Raw genomic sequence first — 16,569 nt, forward strand, 5'->3', positions numbered from 1 at the left:
TTTTTGTGAATATAGCCTTATTTAAGGAATGGGGAATTTTTAATTTCTGTCTTCTACACGTCAGTTCGAGTGATTTTTTTTTGAACGCAAGTGAGAGGAAAAATTGTATCGAGAACAGGGGCAATGGATTAAATATGTAAATTTCTCTAATGAAACTTAGCTATGTTTACATACTGCTTTGTGCAGATGACACCTATTACACCGGCGTCACCTCCAACCTTGATAAGCGTTTAACAGAACATCTCTCTGCAAAACATCCCGAAAGTTACACGGCGAAACGTCTTCCGGTTGACCTAGTGTTCTATACTGAGTTCACAGATATTAATTTTGCAATTGCCACAGAAAAACAAATCAAGAACTGGTCGAGAGCAAAAAGGGAAGCTATAATCGCAGGTGAATTCGAAGCCTTACCTAATCTGGCGAAAAAGAAGTTTAAGAAGTAGTTTAGACTTTGCCATTAGAGCGCTTTCGCCGTCAGTTCGAGTGTTTTTCACAATGCGGAAGCATTGTGAAAAATGTATCGAGAACCGCCTGTCGGCTCCAGAAATCACTCGAACTGACGCGGCCTTTCTTTTTTCCACTACACGTCAGTTCGAGTGTTTTTGGCTGTAGCGACAGCGAAAGCAAAAAATGTATCGAGAACCGGTTTGAAAGTTCCTAATTCCCTCGTGTTCTCGATACAATTTCTTTCGCCTTTTGGCTTCAGAAATCACTCGAACTGACGAGGGGTTTCTTCCTACTTCCGTCAGTTCGAGTGTTTTTTTCTTGCTGAAAAGCCATCCTGAAACAGAAGAAATTTTCGGTAATTAAAAAGTAGGGAGCCCACTGAAGTTTCCGGCGCAATTTAAAGTAATCAGTAATCGCACTACAACCCTCAGTAATACGGATACTATTCAGTAAAATCATTTTCAACTTTGTATTCAGAAATAAAACATAATCTTATGAATACAGAAAATCAAAAAGTATGGCTCATTACAGGAACATCTAAAGGAATAGGTCTTGATCTAACAAAACTAGTACTCTCATTAGGGCATACAGTAATAGCAGCCAGTAGAAACATCAATGCTCTTGAAAAAGAAATTAACCAAAATAAGGAAAACCTGTATCCGGTACAATTAGATATCACTTCCGATAAAGAGGTAAAAATGACAATTGACAGATTTGTTAAAAAACTGGGTAAAATTGACGTTGTGGTGAACAATGCCGGTTACAGCCTTGTGGGAAGTATGGAAGAAATGACCGATGAAGAATTTAGGGCTACCATGGATGTCAATCTCTTTGGAGCGGTGAATATCATTCGAAATGTGATGCCATATCTCCGCAAACAAAAAAGTGGTCATATAATTAATATTTCATCTAATGCCGGTTATGTTGGTTTTGAAAAAGCCGCAAGTTATAATGCGGCCAAGTTTGGAATGATCGGTATTTCAGAAGCTTTGGCGCAGGAAGTAAATAACTTTGGTATTAAAGTGACGGTGGTAGCACCAGGGCAATTTAGAACCCAATTTATGGATTCCATCAATTATGTGAAAAATAGAATAGACGTATATGGAGTAGATGAAGCAGAAAAAATGTGGAGCAAGCATAGCGGCCAACAACCGGGAGATCCGGAAAAACTGGTGAAGATTTTGGTGAAAATTACAGAGATGCCAAAACCACCGCTTCATTTACTTTTAGGACCTGATACTTATAAACTGGTGACCCAAAAGAGAAAAGAAGAAGATGCCGAATTTGAAACCTGGAAATCACTTACCTTATCGACAGATTTTGATTAAATTGTTATTGGCTTTTCAATTTCCTAATCAATAAATTTGACAGCGATGAAACCCTATACCATTCGCTCTATCCATGAGCTTCACCAACTTTTGGAATTGCCAAAGCCAAAGCATCCGTTGATTAGCTTAATCGATTTTTCGAAGATTAAATGCTACGATGATAAAAAACTGGAAGCCGTGACTTATGGCTTTTATTGCATTGCCATCAAAAAGAATTTTAAAGGTAAAATGCGGTATGGGCAACAACATTTTGATTTTGATGAAGGCATTATGACCTTTTATGCCCCCAACCAGGTAATCATCACCGAAATTAGGGACGACTGGGAACTGGAAGGCTATTGGCTAACAATACATCCAGATTTTTTACAGGGATTTTCGTTGAGCAGGGAAATTCAAGAATATGGTTTTTTCTCCTACAATCTTAACGAAGCTTTACATTTATCTATAGAAGAAGAAAACACCATCAACCAATTGTTACTTGATATTTCTAAAGAAAGTCAATTTTCTATCGACACATTTTCGCACTCCATCATCATCAAACAAATTGAATTGCTGCTTACTTATTCCAATAGATTTTATAAACGTCAATTCCTTACCCGTAAGCAGGCAAATAGCTCCTTACTTTCAAATTTCGAAACACTTTTAAATTCCTATTTTGAAGAATCAGAAGGAATTCCCAGTGTGGGGTATTTTGCCGAAAGAATGAATATATCCAGGAATTATCTAAGCGATATGCTTCGCAGTACCACCGGTCAAAGTGCTCAACAACACATCCAACAAAAATTAATAGAAAAGGCCAAAATCTTACTCAGCACTTCTAACCTGAATGTTTCGGAAATTGCCTTTAAGTTAGGTTTTGAATACCCACAATCTTTTCATAAACTTTTTAAAAGTAAGACAGATTTATCTCCTTTAGAGTACAGAGCGAGTATTGGGTGAGAAACCCATTACCACACTCTTTATTAATCTCACAGAAGATGAATCGGATGGGACTTCAACCGGCGGATTTAATATTGATTTTGATGAAGAAATGCAGGAAGAATATATTGAATTACAACCAGTTTTAAAGCAGTTAAAGGCAGCAAAAAAATATTGTAATGTGACTTCTGAAACTCACCATTCTTATTTCGTCGGGGTGGCAGAACGCTTTTAAAACGCTCAAAACCCTCAGTAATTATTGATTAAACGAGTTCTATCATACTTAATTTCGTAATTCGTAACATCTCGTTAATTTACAAAAACACGTTATCGTGACAAAAAAACTAAAATAAATAAGCCCTGTGAACACAGGGCTTTTAAGAGAGTTATTAGTTTCAAAAGTCGGGGTGGCAGGATTCGAACCTGCGGCCTCCTGCTCCCAAAGCAGGCGCGATAACCGGGCTACGCTACACCCCGAAAAATTCAATTTTCAATTAAGAATCTTGAATTCTTACAGCGGAGAGTGTGAGATTCGAACTCACGCGACAATTGCTCGTCGACAGTTTAGCAAACTGCTCCATTAACCACTCTGGCAACTCTCCTAATTTTGTATATGAACTTGCAAATATTTTGCGGTTGCAAATGTATGTTTTCAGATACTTGTGTGCAAACCTTTTTTTACTTTTTTACTCGCTTTAAAAAGGAAAATTCTTAATTGATTTTCTGCCAGCCTGTTGTGATCCCATAAAAATTCACCCTCCTCAACATTTTTTCAAATCTTTCCACCATCTTACTCACACAGGGGGCTGTCACAGTTAAAATATTATAAAAGCCTCCTTAAGCGATTTTTAATATCCTATTTTTAGGAAGAATTAAAATAATCATCATAGTTTTTGTAATTAATTCGCTTTTATGTCTATTCTCCCCGAAAATCTTGAGCGTTACCAAAAGTTTTTGAGCTTCATGTTGAAGTATTGGAACAGCGATCTTTTAAATGAGACTGCTTCAAACGCAATGGAAGAAGAAACGGCCCGCACTTTTAAAGATTATGAGCAATCTCCCGAAGAGCTGGTCGAAGATCTTAAACAAATGGGACCAACCTACGTCAAGTTGGGGCAGTTGCTCTCTACACGTCCCGATCTTTTGCCCGACAAGTATTTAGAAGCTCTTGCTTCCCTCCAGGATGATCTTCCCACTATTCCTTTTGAAGAGGTTAGGGAAATTGTAGAAGGAGAGCTGGGTAACAAGATTTCAAAAGCCTTTAATTTTTTCGAGGAAGAGCCGCTGGCAAGCGCATCCATAGGTCAGGTGCACCGGGCCGAACTCAGGTCGGGGAAAACCGTCGCTGTGAAAGTCCAGAGGCCCGGGATCAGGAAGAAGTTCATGGAAGACCTCAATACGCTCGAGGAAATGGCAGGTTTGGCTGTAAAGCATACCGAGGTGGGCAAGAAATACGGTTTTAGTGATGTCCTGGGAGAATTGAGACGTATCATGCTGCACGAACTCGACTACTTGAGAGAAGCAAACAACCTGGTTACCCTCGGTATAAATCTCAAAGAGTACAGAAGGTTAATAGTACCCCAACCTATTCCCGATTATACCACCTCTCGCGTTCTCACAATGGAGTACGTGAAAGGGAAGAAGATCACCAGTATTTCTCCCCTTAAAAAAACTGAAAACGATTATACGGCCCTGGTCGATGAATTTATTGAAGCTTACCTAAAGCAAATAGTGTCAGACGGCTTTGTACATGCAGATCCTCACCCCGGCAATGTGCATCTTTTGGAAAATGAAAAGATCGCCCTTATAGATTTGGGGATGGTGGCGCAGTTCACCAGGAAGATGAAAGATTACCTGCTCCGCTTGTTGCTGGAGTTAAGCAAGAATGACGGGGAGGAGATTGCCGATAATCTCCTCAACATGAGTGAAATTACCGAGCATGCCACGCAAAAAGAGTTCAGGCGGCACATAAGCATCATGGTGCAGGAAAGTAGTCATAGCACTGCTCAGGATATGCAAACTGGAAAATTGTTGATCCAAATGAACAGAAGCGCTGCCATGAATGGGATTCACCTTCCGGTAGAGGTCAATATCCTCGGAAAGATCCTTCTGAACATGGATCAAATTATCGCATTTTTGGCACCCGAATATGACCTGAGGGAGGCAGTAAGGCGTTATATGAATAAGTTGCTTCAGGATAAAATGCTCAACGAGCTTAAACCTGAAGAAATCTTTTCGGTCTTGCTCGATTCTAAAAAGCTGGTAGAAAATCTCCCCGATCGTTTTGATAAGATTACCGATAACCTGGCCAAAAATGAATTCCGCATCAAGATCGATGCGATTGATGAAAAGCGACTAACCGATGGCTTCCAAAAAGTGGCAAATAGGATCACTCTGGGGTTAATTATTGCAGCAATGATTGTAGGTGCCGCAATGTTAATGCAGGTGCCGTCATCTTTTATGATCTTTGGGTATCCGGGATTTGCTATCCTGTTCTTCCTGCTGGCCGCAATTGTGGGAATCTATCTCAGCTATACCATTCTGTTCAAAGATGAGTGAGAGCTGCTAATAATTGCTTATAAAGCCTCAACTTCAGCCGTTTTGCAATTTTACTGAAGCTGTTTCCGTATAATTAATGCTGAAATAGAATAAAACTGAAGCTCTCTGTCTGAAATATTTTGGTTTAAGATATTTTACAGCAGCATCCAGAGGAAATATTAACTCTCAAAAATGCCATTTTTGAAGGGGGATTGAGGGTTTCCGAAGTTTTCCAGGAAGCTAGTTTTTAATACAGTAAAACCCGCAGGTTTTGCTATTTTTGCCCCCCTGTAAAATACAGTCTTTAAGTTTTTTAACTTTGTAACAAACTCATTTTTTTGATCAATCCGCCTTTATACCAATCCAGATTTGATACGCTTCAGTGTTGCGTGCTCATACCCACGTACAACAACCACAAAACCCTGCAAAGGGTAATTGATGACGTGCACACGTATACCAGTAACATCATCGTGATCAATGATGGCTCTACCGACGGTACTTCTAAAATCCTGGAGAATTTTCCTTTTCTCAAAGTCGTACATATCCCGGTGAATAAAGGCAAAGGGAACGCCCTTAAACAGGGTTTTAAAGAGGCTTCCCGGCTGGGCTATGAATACGCTATTTCTATGGATTCAGATGGGCAGCACTTTCCCAATGATCTTCATGTTTTTCTTGATGCCCTGGAGGAACACCTCCCAAAAAATCCAGATCTGCTGGTTATTGGTTCCCGTAAGATGGATGATCCCTCGGTGCCCGATAAAAGCAGCATTGGTAATCGTTTTTCCAGCTTTTGGTATTGGGTTGAGACGGGTATAAAATTGACAGATACACAGTGTGGTTACAGGTTGTATCCTCTTAAAGCCGTCAATTCCCTAAGCCTTTACACTTCCCGTTTTGAACTTGAAATAGAAGTCATTGTAAAAGCTGCCTGGGATGGCGTGAAGGTGATCAATTTGCCGGTAAAAGTGCTTTATGATCCCAATGAGCGTGTGACTCACTTTAGGCCATGGCAGGATGTGGCACGAATAACCCTCTTAAATATTGGTTTCGTGTTTATGAAGGTTTTTTATATTGCCCCGCGCAATTTTCTGCGGAAGTTGAAATCAAAAAAAGTACAGAGTTCTAAAGGAGCAGTTTCCAACAAGATGCCCCTGGAATAGCCGAAGTTTTTAGCTTTTTTGACACACCAGCACTACCTTTTCTTCGTTTTGCAGCGTGGTAAAGAACAAATAAGTATCTCCGCCTTCTTTTATTTTTAAGATCTTCCGAAGGTCTGCAACACTTTCAGGAAAATTGCGGGTGGTGATATTCGCTTTTTTTAACTGAAGCTCTTTTTTTAACTGTTTCTTCCTGAAAGGCAATATTTGTGTAATCTTAAATCGTCTTCCGGGGAAATCTACAGGTTCTTTAGAGGTGTAGAGTTGGGTGTTGGGATGAAGTTTTTCGAGCCTTAGCGCATTTCCCAGGGCCCCAAAAAGGCCACTTTTCATGATTGCTGCATTGGGTTCATATAGAAAATCTTTGGGCAGGCTGTAAACTTCAGGCAGGTCATTGTCAAACGTACTGGTAAAAACCTGTTTCTCTTTCTTCTGAAAATTCACAGTTTTGATCGTGATGCTTTCCGAAGTATTCTGCTTCAGGATCCAGAGCAGCTCTTTTACGTCATTTTCTACCGCCACAATATGTATTTCCCGTACATTTTGGAGTTCATTGAGGCCAGCCTGCAAATCGAGCAGGGGAGAGGTCTTAATGAGTATACTTTCGGCTCTTTCCTGAAGTAATTCGAGGTTTTCAGGCACGTTCGGTAAACAATCTGACAGAAAAAATACTCTTCCGCCGGTCTCATCCCGCCGGGAAGGATCAATGTAGAGCCAGTCGAATTTTTCCGAAGTGTTTTTTAGGAAATCCAGAGAATCACGGGCTTCAGAAATGACATTTTTGGCACCTAATATTTCAAAGTTATGTGCAGCGATTTCCTGAAGTTCAGGATTTAGCTCAAAATGCCGCACTTTATCTATTTTTTCTGAAAAATAATAACTGTCTATTCCAAAACCGCCGGTAAGATCTGCCAGGCTCGTTCCTGCCACCAGGGAAGCTTTATATTGCGCAGTAACTTCAGAAGATGTCTGCTCTAAATTGAGATTTGGAGGGTAAATGATGCCGCGGGTTTTGAACCACAGCGGTAATTTTTTCTCAGCTCTTTTCTTGCCCGAAAGTTGCACCAGCAGCTCCTGAGTGGAAATGCCTTCAAAAGGGCTGCCCCGAAATGCCATTTTTGACACCTCAGTCTTGTATTGCTCTTCAAGAAACTCCTGAACTTCGCTATTTAGAAGCGCCCAATTCAATTAAAGATCTCGCGTTAGCCGTTTTACGATCTTGTACTCACTTAAAGATTCTTTGGCAATAACCTTGATAGCGGTGTAAAATGGTACTGCGACCACCATTCCCAGGATCCCGGAAGTAAGCCCCGCAATGAGGATCACCAAAAATATTTCAAGGGGATGGGAACGCACGCTGGCACCAAAAATAAGCGGCTGATTGATAAAATTGTCTATTAACTGACACACCATATAACCCGACATCACGTAAATGAGCTGTGGCAGGATGATGGTTTGAAAATCGGCTCCCAGGTTGCTCGAGATCACAAATAATGAAACTAAAATTCCGGCAATAATGGGCCCCAGGTAAGGTACTATATTTAAAAAAGCACAAATGAATGCTATGGCGATTGGGTTGTTGATCTCAAACAGTGAGAGCAGGATGCTGTATAAAATAAACAGCACGGTAATTTGCATGGTGAGCCCAACAAAATAGCGGGATAATAATACTTTGATCTTGTTAAAGACCCTTTGGAACTTATCTTCATGCCCTCTGTTGGCGAACACCAGGATACTGTTGAGCATAAGCCGACTGTCTTTCAGGAAAAAGAAGGATATAAAAATGATGGAAAAGACAGCAATAATACCGGCTCCCAATATTCCGAAGAAACTATTGAGATAACGCGGAATGGTAGCCAGGTCAAAATTCCTTACAAATTCTGTTTGTTTGATACCTTCAATGATATTTATCTCTTCTACACCAAAATAATTATTGATCTGGTTGTTGAGTTCGTTCAAATCGCGGGTAAAGGCATCCATATCTATTTGCCCCAGGTTCTTACTTTGCTCTACCACAATAGGAATAAAGATGGTGATCAAACCAATAAAGCTGAGTAGCACCAAAAGTAGAACAATGACCACGGCGAGCTTGTTGGGCAGCTTGAGATGGTTTTTAAGGAACAGCACCACCGGCCGTCCTACAAGCGAGATGACACCCGCAATGGCGATGTATACCAGTACCGATTGTATGAGGTACAGGAAATAAAGCAGAAAAGCCACTCCCAAAATAATGGCAATGGCACGAAGTATACCGTAGGAAAGCTCTTTTTCGTTCACGTGGTAAATATATTATTTCTCATGGAACTGGCTGCAGCCTTTTTGTGATTTCAAAAAGTGCAATGGCACCGGCATGAGTCACGTTCATGCTGCTGTTCTCGCCAAACATGTCAATATGTAAGATACTATCGGCTAAATCAAGGATCTCTTTTCTCACTCCCAAACGTTCATTTCCCAGCACCAGTGCAATTTTATCATGGGCTTCAAAATGGCATTTTTGGAGGGCAATACTTCTTGATGTTACTTCAATAGCCACAATTTTATATCCTGCTTCTTTTAATTGTTTGCAAGCTGCTTCAGAATCTTCCTGTTCCTCGAAATCTACATTTTTAACTGTGGCTCTTGCGGTTCTTTTCAATCTGTTACTTTGAAGGTCTACCGTGCTCTCGCAAATGAGAAGTTTCTCAATACCAAAAGCGTCGCCTAACCTGAAAAAGCTGCCTATGTTCGCCGGACTTGATATCGCATCCAGAACAAGGATCACCGGAAACTGTGTTTTCTTAAAAGGAGTGGAGTGGTGGGTTGCCTGCATTAATTTGAAAAAGCAAATTTAACAATATTGGCGCCCATTTGGAGTGCCTTTAGCCGCACTTCCTGCGGATCGTTATGTACTTGTTGATCTTCCCAGCCATCGCCCAGATCGCTTTCAAAGGTAAAAATGCAAAGCAGCCGGTCGTTTTCAAAAATTCCGAAAGCCTGTGGGCGGAGTCCGTCGTGCTCATGGATCTTTGGTAAGCCGTTGGGGAAGTTGAATGCTGTAGAAAAAATGGGATGAGAAGCCGGGAGTTCTTCCAGTTCTTTGTCGGGAAAAACCTTTTTTAGCTCCCTGCGAACAAATTCATTCATGCCGTAGTTGTCGTCAATGTGCAAAAATCCTCCTCCCAGGAGATATTTTCGGAGATTCTGGGCATCTTCGGGCGTAAAGTACACATTTCCATGTCCGGTCATGTGAATAAACGGATACTGAAAGATATCTGTACTGCCGGGTTCTACGGGCTGTGGTGCAGGCTCAAGGGATGTATTGATGTTTTGATTGCAAAACTCAATGAGATTGGGAAGCGCTGTGGGATTACCGTACCAGTCACCCCCGCCGCCGTATTTTAACACTGCCACCTGTTGCGCCTGCAGGACAAGTCCGGTGGTAAAAAGCAGAAAAAATAGCAGCAGTTTCTTCATGTCTCTAAAATAGCAAAAAAGAAGCTTATTCTTCTTCGTTGATCAAAGCGGCAGTGTGGCAGGCAACTACTGCGGCAGTTTCGGTTCTCAACCTGCTGTTGCCAAGGCTTACAGGCTGCCACCCGGACTTTAATGCGCTGCTGATCTCTTCTTCTGAAAAATCTCCTTCGGGCCCAATAAGAATCGTTGCTGAAATGCCATTTTTGAGACTTTTAGAGAGTAACTTCCTGGGTTGTGAGTCTTCGCAATGCGCTATGAACTTTGCGCCTGAATGTTCTTTTTCTAAAAACTCCTTAAAACTCACTGGTTCATGCAGCACAGGGAACCTTGTGTGTAAAGACTGTTTTAAAGCACTCTGTATCACTCTTTGATAGCGTTCATGTTTTACAACTTTTCGCTCACTGTGGTCACAAATTACAGGGGAGATCTCCTGGATGCCAATTTCTGTAGCCTTTTCTAAAAACCACTCGTATCTATCGTTCATCTTGGTAGGGGCAACGGCAAGGTGCAAATGATAGGCAGGCGGGGCTTCTTTTTCACTTTGTAAAATGCGGGCAGAACAATTGTTTGCCTCTGCGAGTGTAATTTCGGTTTCAAAGATCCACCCTTTGCCATTGGTGAGGTGCAGGCGATCTCCTTCACGCTTTCGCAGCACTTTCACAATGTGCCGGCTCTCTTCTTTGGAAAAGCGAACTTCCTTATCATTTTCTGATACTTCAGGCTGAAAAAATAGCTGCATGATTTACATTTTTATTCTTGCTTTAGCGGTAATCCCCATGTCGGCAAAATCTTCAGAAATAAATTTATAATGCCCTGCAATGGCGATCATCGCTGCATTGTCTGTAGTATATTCAAATTTCGGAATATAAGTTTTCCACCCATATTTTGCTTGCGCCTCATGAAGGGTCTTTCTTATGCCACTGTTGGCTGAAACCCCCCCGGCAATGGCGATTTCTGTTATTCCTGTCTGTTTTACAGCTTTCTTGAGCTTGTCCATTAAAATCCCGATGATGGTATGCTGAATGGAAGCACAAATATCTTCAAGGTTTTTCTCAATGAACTGTGGATCTTCTTTGAGTTGTTTCTGAATAAAATACAGGATAGATGTTTTTAAACCGCTGAAGCTGAAGTTTAACCCATCAACTTTTGGTTTAGGGAAAGGAAAAGCTTTTGGGTTACCCGTTTGTGCCTTTTTATCTACCAGTGGGCCGCCGGGATAGGGGAGGCCTAGGATCTTAGCGCTCTTGTCAAAGGCTTCGCCTACTGCATCGTCTAAAGTTTCTCCAATCACTTCCATTTCAAAATAATCGGTCACCTTCACAATTTGAGTATGGCCTCCACTTATGGTCAAGGCCAGAAAAGGAAACTGTGGCTTTTGGAATTCTTCCTCATCGATAAAATGGGCAAGAATGTGCGCCTGCATATGGTTAACATCAAGAAGCGGAATGCCCAGCCCCAGTGATAAAGACTTTGCAAAAGAGGTGCCCACCAGGAGGGAACCCATCAAACCGGGACCACGGGTAAAGGCAACAGCCGATAGGTCTTCTTTGGTAACACCGGCCCTCGAAAGGGCTTCGTGAATAACCGGAACAATGTTTTGCTGGTGGGCACGTGAAGCAAGTTCTGGCACCACGCCGCCGTATTTTTGATGAACTTCCTGGGTGGCTACAACATTGGAAAGGATTTTTCCGTTGTGTAATACGGCCGCAGCAGTGTCGTCACAGGAAGATTCAATGCCGAGTATATAAATATTTTGTGTTGTCATCCTTAGCATTTAGGCCCGAAAATTGTTAATATTGCTCGCAAAGTTATAACTAAAAATTCTATCAGAAAATTCTGGAAAATACTGGGTAAAACGCTGCTCTCGCTGCTGCTGCTTTTCATCATTTTGTTGATCGTATTTTCTATCCCCTCGGTACAAACTTTTGTTGCCCGCAAGATCACAACTTCACTTAAGGAGTCTAAAGATGTGGATATTAGCATAGGCCGGGTGGGGCTTACCTACAGCGGCAAGCTTAAGTTGCAGGATGTGCTTATTCTTGACCATCACCAGGACACGCTTATTTATTCTGAAAAAATTAAAACTTCGGCAACCAGCCTAAGAAGTATTTACAACAACAATCCTACTTTGGGAGCAACCATGGCTAATGAACTGGTGATGGATATGAAAGTATATGAAGGGGAAGAGCGGGATAACCTGAATATTTTTCTGAAAAAGCTTAAAAGTCAGAAAAAGAAGAAAAGTTCTCCCTTTGTACTGGCAATCAATCAGCTTGAAGTTGTCGACGGAAAATTCAGCTACATCAATGAAAATCTGAATTATCCTGAAGTAATAGAAATTGATCAACTAAATATTTTGGCCAGCGATCTCCTGGTTGAAAATTCTGATGTTTATGTAGATATCGAAAGGCTTTCAGGAATGGAAAACCGTGGAATTCGCATTGATCATTTAAGCACAAACTTCAGCTATACTTCCGAAGAAATGGCCCTTGAGGCCTTGCATATAGAGACTCCGTATTCAGAAATTGATTCAGACATTCGTTTTGATATTACCAATGGTTTTGCCGGGTTCATAAATAAGGTTCCGGTAAAGGCTGTGTTTAGACCCTCAACAATATCTACAAATGACCTTCAGCCTTTTTATGACAAATTCGGAAGCGATCAAAAAATCAAATTCTCCACCGTCCTTGATGGTATTCTAAACGATTTTATCCTCTCAGACCTTAAAATGACCGGACTCGACCGAACGAGGCTTGAGGGAGAACTGGAAATAAGAAATTCATTATCGACAAAAGAAAATGAATTTTCTCTTGATGGTGAGTTGACCAATCTTTCAACAAATTATTACGATCTTATTCATCTTTTGCCGGGTTTATTGCAGGATAAATTGCCTGTAGCACTGCGGGAATTAGGCAATGTACAGCTGGAGGGGGATATATTTGTTTCTGAGAACGCTTTAATGACAAAAGCAAATTTGTTCTCGCAGTTAGGTACAGCTGTTGTAGATCTTGAAATGAGTAGCTTCCAGGACCCGGGGCTTACTTCTTATGAGGGGCAGCTTATTGCTAAGAGATTTGATGTTGGGCGCCTGGCCAATTTAAAAGACCTGAGAACCACCTCTCTAAATGTCACTTTTGACGGGCGGGGTTTTACCACCGAGACACTTAACACGCAGATTCAGGGCAGTATTTCCCGACTTGTCTACAAGGGTTACGCTTATAAAGACCTCAAGCTAAGAGGTACCTTAAAAGCACCGCTGTTTAACGGAAATCTCATCTCGCGAGATCCCAATCTCCTAATGGAGTTCAATGGGCTGGCAGATTTCTCGGCCGGGACTAATGTCTATGATTTTGAAGCTTCTGTTGGTTATGCCAATCTTGAAGCTATGAATCTGGTGCAGAGAGACAGTATTTCGGTTTTTAAAGGGGATGTGATCATGAATATGGAAGGAACAAACCTTAACAACTTTGAGGGGGAGATCTATCTTCTTAATACTTCCTACCGAAATGAGAATGACACCTACATGTTTAAAGATTTAAACATTGCCTCGAGTTTTGACGGGCCGGTAAGGACGATTGAGATCCATTCTCCCGATGTCATTAACGGAACCATAGAAGGTATTTTTGATGTTACCGAAGTACCGGCAATGGTAGAGAATGCGGTGGGTAGCCTTTATACTAATTATCGCCCCAACAAGATCACCACCAATCAATATCTCAATTTCGACTTTGATATTTATAACAAGATAGTAGAGGTTTTTTATCCTGAAATTACTTTAGCTCCCAATACTTTCATCCGTGGAAGTGTGGAGTCTGATGAATCTGAATTTCGTTTAGCATTTCGCTCTCCCAGGATTGAAGCTTTTGATAACCTTTTTGACAAGGTGAATGTGCAGGTAGACAATTCCAACCCGCTTTTCAATACATTTATTGAGGTAGATAGTGTCGCCACCAGTTTTTACAACATCAAGGATTTTAACCTTATTAATGTTACGCTGAATGATACGCTGTATATGCGATCTGAATTTAAAGGCGGGCCAAGGAGCAATGATGAATTTTATATCAACCTGTATCACACCATCAATGAGAATAATAATTCGGTGGTTGGGCTGCAGCGCTCTGATGTTAAGTTCAAGGAAAGCGTGTGGCATCTCAACGAAGAGGGAAATAAATCTAACAGGGTCATCTTTTCTAACGGTTTTAATAATGTGAGGATAGATTCTCTAGTGTTAAGCCATGAAAATGAAGAAATTCGGCTTTCAGGTAAAATGCGGGATACTACGTACAAAGATTTTCAGCTGGAGTTTGATCAGGTAGATCTCCATAAGATCACCCCCGAAATCAGTAATCTGGAAATGGGAGGGATTGTGAACGGTTCTTTGAACGTATTGCAGCAGGATGGAGCGTATTATCCTAATACTTCCCTTACCATTAAAGACCTTTCAATAAATGATCAAATGCTGGGCGTGCTCAACCTTGACGTTATGGGGAACAGGGATTTGAGTTTTTACAACATCAATACCACGCTTCGTAATGAGGGGTTGGAATCTTTATCGGCTATTGGGGAGATTGTGGTAGAAGGAAATTCCCCTGAAATTGACCTGGAAGTAGCTCTAAAGAATTTCGACCTGTCGGCTTTTAGTCCTTTAGGTAAAGATGTGATAAGTAATATTAGAGGTAAGGTGTCGGGAGATGCCGATGTAACCGGCAGTTATAAGAATCCGGATATTGATGGTAAGTTATACCTCAATCAGGCCGGGCTGTCAATTCCTTACCTGGAGGTAGACTATGCTTTTGAAGAAGGTGCTGTTGTAAACCTGAGCGAGCAACAATTCGATTTTGATGAGATAACCATTACCGATACCAGGTTTGATACCAAAGGTGTTCTTGACGGCACCATCTCTCATACCAACTTTAGCAACTGGATCTTAGGGCTGAATATTTCTACAGACCGTTTTTTGGTACTCGATACCGAATATGATGAAGAAGCCCTTTATTACGGTACAGGATTCATTGGTGGCAATGCATCTATTTACGGCCCAACTTCAGAGCTTACCATTGATGTGGTGGGGGCTACACGTAGAGGAACAGTCTTTAAAATACCCATAAGTGATTCAGAAAGTACTGGCGACAATTCTTTTATACACTTTTTAAGTCCTGAGGAAAAAGCAGCAAGATTGGCAGGGGAAGAGCTTGAATTTCAGGAAGTGAAAGGGCTGGAACTCAATTTTGATCTCGATGTTACCAATGATGCCCTGGTAGAACTCGATATCGACGGAAGTATCTTGCGTGGAAGAGGAGCCGGAACCTTGCTGATAGAGATCAATACCCTCGGAAAATTCAATATGTGGGGTGACTTTATTGCCAATACGGGAGAATATATCTTTAACTACGGGGCGCTTCAGAAAAGGTTTCAGGTGCGGCCGGGGGGAAGCATAAACTGGAACGGCAACCCTGCTCTGGCCGATCTCAATATCAGTGCAGTTTATGAAGCCCACGCCAACCCTGCAATTGTTCTGGATAATCCAGGTATAAGCCGAAGGATTCCTGTAGATGTGGTGATCAATCTTGAAGGGGAGCTTTTACAACCAGACATCTCCTTTGATCTCGAATATCCAAACGTGGCTTCGGCAGTGCGCTCAGAGCTTGAATATAAAATTGAAACCAGTACCAATACTGAGATTCAGGCGTTTTCGCTTATTACACTCGGGCAGTTTTATACTGAAAATGTTCTTGCCGGGAGCACGGGAAGCCTTTGGGCAGGAAACCTATTTGAGAGCGCTTCCGGTTTCTTCAACAATTTGCTTTCAGATGAATCAGGAACTTTTCAGGTAGGCCTTAACTACGAGCAGGGCGTTCGCACCCCCGAACAATCTATGGCAGACAGGTTTGGGGTGACACTTTCAACCCAAATTAGTGAAAGAGTGCTCATCAACGGGCAGGTTGGGGTGCCGGTAGGGGGCGTTACAGAGACCGTTATTGTTGGGAACCTGGAGATAGAATTCCTACTAAATGAAGAAGGAAACCTGCGGGCAAAGATCTTTAACAGGGAGAACAACATTCAGTACCTGGGAGAAGAACTTGGTTTTACCCAGGGAGTAGGGCTGTCTTACCAGGTAGATTTTGATACTTTTAAAGAATTGCTTCGGAAAATAGTAGATACCGAATTATCAACTTCCGGACTCAAGGAAGAAGAGGTGGAAGGGCCTGTAGAGGAACAAAAAAGTCTGGCGCCCGATTACATCAAATTCCCGGGAGCCGATGACCTCTAAAAAAAACAGGCGTCAAAAATGTCATTTTTGACGCCTGTTTTTTGAGTTGTTACAACTGTTGTTCTACTTTGTTGCGATCATACTAATTTCTACATTTACAAACTTCGGAAGGTTTGCAACCTCTACAGTTTCGCGGGCCGGGGCTGTTTCTTCATCAAAATATTTAGAGTAAACGGCATTGATTCGGCCAAAGTTATTCATGTCACTTATAAAGATCGAGCTCTTTACTACATTCTCAAAATCCATTTCAGCTGCAGTCAGGATGGCTTTAAGGTTGCGCATTACCTGTTCTGTTTCGTCTTCAATAGTCTCCTGCTGTAGTTCACCGTTTACAGGGTTTATTGCAATTTGGCCCGATATGTACAGCGTATTTCCGCTTAAAACGGCCTGGTTGTAAGCTCCAATGGGTGCGGGAGCATCTTTGGTCTTGATAATTGTTTTCATAAGTTAAAGATAA

Annotated in this window: 14 protein-coding genes and 2 tRNA genes; 7 read left to right on the plus strand and 9 right to left on the minus strand. The window is 41.5% G+C overall.

Going from position 1 to position 16,569, the window contains the following annotated elements:
- Nucleotides 1–149: 149 nt before the first annotated feature.
- The 4 genes from V5739_RS15850 to V5739_RS15865 all read left to right on the plus strand — a co-directional run bounded on the left by V5739_RS15850 (nucleotide 150) and on the right by V5739_RS15865 (nucleotide 2,928).
- Nucleotides 150–443 (plus strand): GIY-YIG nuclease family protein, encoded by a 294-nt coding sequence (locus tag V5739_RS15850; RefSeq protein ID WP_423818966.1) that lies wholly within the window; start codon nucleotides 150–152, stop codon nucleotides 441–443.
- A gap of 498 nt (nucleotides 444–941) precedes the next feature.
- On the plus strand, nucleotides 942–1,775 hold the full coding sequence (locus tag V5739_RS15855; RefSeq protein WP_423818967.1) for an SDR family NAD(P)-dependent oxidoreductase: 834 nt from the start codon (nucleotides 942–944) through the stop codon (nucleotides 1,773–1,775).
- A gap of 45 nt (nucleotides 1,776–1,820) precedes the next feature.
- A complete protein-coding gene (locus tag V5739_RS15860) occupies nucleotides 1,821–2,714 on the plus strand; it encodes a helix-turn-helix domain-containing protein (protein WP_266068302.1) in 894 nt (297 codons plus the stop codon).
- Nucleotides 2,707–2,928 carry a hypothetical protein gene (locus tag V5739_RS15865; protein WP_423818968.1) on the plus strand — a complete coding sequence of 74 codons (222 nt, stop codon included), beginning with the start codon at nucleotides 2,707–2,709 and terminating at the stop codon, nucleotides 2,926–2,928. Before V5739_RS15860 ends, V5739_RS15865 begins: the two co-directional genes overlap by 8 nt.
- A 167-nt stretch (nucleotides 2,929–3,095) precedes the next feature.
- On the opposite strand, the gene V5739_RS15870 is transcribed toward V5739_RS15865, so the two are convergent.
- Nucleotides 3,096–3,170: transfer RNA gene (locus V5739_RS15870), tRNA-Pro, on the minus strand.
- Nucleotides 3,171–3,210: 40 nt separating this feature from the next.
- Nucleotides 3,211–3,295 (minus strand) — tRNA-Ser (locus V5739_RS15875).
- Nucleotides 3,296–3,605: 310 nt separating this feature from the next.
- On the opposite strand from V5739_RS15875, the gene V5739_RS15880 reads away from it, so the two are divergent.
- Both V5739_RS15880 and V5739_RS15885 read left to right on the plus strand, forming a co-directional pair.
- Nucleotides 3,606–5,252: an ABC1 kinase family protein gene (locus tag V5739_RS15880; protein WP_423818969.1), complete on the plus strand. Its 1,647-nt coding sequence runs from the start codon at nucleotides 3,606–3,608 to the stop codon at nucleotides 5,250–5,252.
- Nucleotides 5,253–5,569: 317 nt separating this feature from the next.
- Nucleotides 5,570–6,391 (plus strand): glycosyltransferase family 2 protein, encoded by an 822-nt coding sequence (locus tag V5739_RS15885; RefSeq protein WP_423818970.1) that lies wholly within the window; start codon nucleotides 5,570–5,572, stop codon nucleotides 6,389–6,391.
- A 9-nt stretch (nucleotides 6,392–6,400) separates the two neighbouring features.
- Here V5739_RS15885 and V5739_RS15890 read toward each other — a convergent pair whose 3' ends face one another.
- The 6 genes from V5739_RS15890 to tsaD are packed head-to-tail and all read right to left on the minus strand — an operon-like array spanning nucleotide 6,401 to nucleotide 11,606.
- A complete protein-coding gene (locus tag V5739_RS15890) occupies nucleotides 6,401–7,576 on the minus strand; it encodes a THUMP-like domain-containing protein (RefSeq protein ID WP_423818971.1) in 1,176 nt (391 codons plus the stop codon).
- Complete coding sequence (locus V5739_RS15895; protein ID WP_266068296.1) at nucleotides 7,577–8,665, minus strand: AI-2E family transporter; 1,089 nt, start codon at nucleotides 8,663–8,665, stop codon at nucleotides 7,577–7,579. It lies immediately after the preceding gene.
- 19 nt (nucleotides 8,666–8,684) lie between these two features.
- Nucleotides 8,685–9,197 (minus strand): TrmH family RNA methyltransferase, encoded by a 513-nt coding sequence (locus V5739_RS15900; RefSeq protein WP_423818972.1) that lies wholly within the window; start codon nucleotides 9,195–9,197, stop codon nucleotides 8,685–8,687.
- A complete protein-coding gene (locus V5739_RS15905) occupies nucleotides 9,197–9,841 on the minus strand; it encodes a DUF4159 domain-containing protein (RefSeq protein WP_423818973.1) in 645 nt (214 codons plus the stop codon). Before V5739_RS15905 ends, V5739_RS15900 begins: the two co-directional genes overlap by 1 nt.
- A gap of 25 nt (nucleotides 9,842–9,866) precedes the next feature.
- The gene (locus V5739_RS15910) at nucleotides 9,867–10,580 is read right to left on the minus strand and encodes a 16S rRNA (uracil(1498)-N(3))-methyltransferase (protein ID WP_423818974.1); all 714 of its coding nucleotides are present in this window, start codon (nucleotides 10,578–10,580) and stop codon (nucleotides 9,867–9,869) included.
- Between the two features lie 3 nt (nucleotides 10,581–10,583).
- The gene (gene tsaD / locus V5739_RS15915; RefSeq protein ID WP_423818975.1) at nucleotides 10,584–11,606 is read right to left on the minus strand and encodes a tRNA (adenosine(37)-N6)-threonylcarbamoyltransferase complex transferase subunit TsaD; all 1,023 of its coding nucleotides are present in this window, start codon (nucleotides 11,604–11,606) and stop codon (nucleotides 10,584–10,586) included.
- A gap of 126 nt (nucleotides 11,607–11,732) precedes the next feature.
- Here tsaD and V5739_RS15920 point away from each other — a divergent pair, with 126 nt between their 5' ends.
- Nucleotides 11,733–16,112 (plus strand): translocation/assembly module TamB domain-containing protein, encoded by a 4,380-nt coding sequence (locus V5739_RS15920; RefSeq protein ID WP_423818976.1) that lies wholly within the window; start codon nucleotides 11,733–11,735, stop codon nucleotides 16,110–16,112.
- Between the two features lie 63 nt (nucleotides 16,113–16,175).
- On the opposite strand, the gene V5739_RS15925 is transcribed toward V5739_RS15920, so the two are convergent.
- Nucleotides 16,176–16,556: a Rid family detoxifying hydrolase gene (locus V5739_RS15925; RefSeq protein ID WP_345598584.1), complete on the minus strand. Its 381-nt coding sequence runs from the start codon at nucleotides 16,554–16,556 to the stop codon at nucleotides 16,176–16,178.
- Nucleotides 16,557–16,569: the final 13 nt, after the last annotated feature.

Origin of the sequence: Salinimicrobium sp. TIG7-5_MAKvit (genome assembly GCF_049569215.1) — a bacterium.
Lineage (GTDB): Bacteria > Bacteroidota > Bacteroidia > Flavobacteriales > Flavobacteriaceae > Salinimicrobium > Salinimicrobium profundisediminis.

Excerpts from the sequence above, each read along its gene's own strand:
- V5739_RS15850 (WP_423818966.1), top strand. The coding sequence starts at position 150 with ATGAAACTTAGCTATGTTTACATACTGCTTTGTGCAGATGACACCTAT.
- V5739_RS15855 (WP_423818967.1), top strand. The coding sequence starts at position 942 with ATGAATACAGAAAATCAAAAAGTATGGCTCATTACAGGAACATCTAAA.
- V5739_RS15860 (WP_266068302.1), top strand. The coding sequence starts at position 1,821 with ATGAAACCCTATACCATTCGCTCTATCCATGAGCTTCACCAACTTTTG.
- V5739_RS15880 (WP_423818969.1), top strand. The coding sequence starts at position 3,606 with ATGTCTATTCTCCCCGAAAATCTTGAGCGTTACCAAAAGTTTTTGAGC.
- V5739_RS15900 (WP_423818972.1), bottom strand. The coding sequence starts at position 9,197 with ATGCAGGCAACCCACCACTCCACTCCTTTTAAGAAAACACAGTTTCCG.
- V5739_RS15905 (WP_423818973.1), bottom strand. The coding sequence starts at position 9,841 with ATGAAGAAACTGCTGCTATTTTTTCTGCTTTTTACCACCGGACTTGTC.
- V5739_RS15910 (WP_423818974.1), bottom strand. The coding sequence starts at position 10,580 with ATGCAGCTATTTTTTCAGCCTGAAGTATCAGAAAATGATAAGGAAGTT.
- tsaD (WP_423818975.1), bottom strand. The coding sequence starts at position 11,606 with ATGACAACACAAAATATTTATATACTCGGCATTGAATCTTCCTGTGAC.
- V5739_RS15925 (WP_345598584.1), bottom strand. The coding sequence starts at position 16,556 with ATGAAAACAATTATCAAGACCAAAGATGCTCCCGCACCCATTGGAGCT.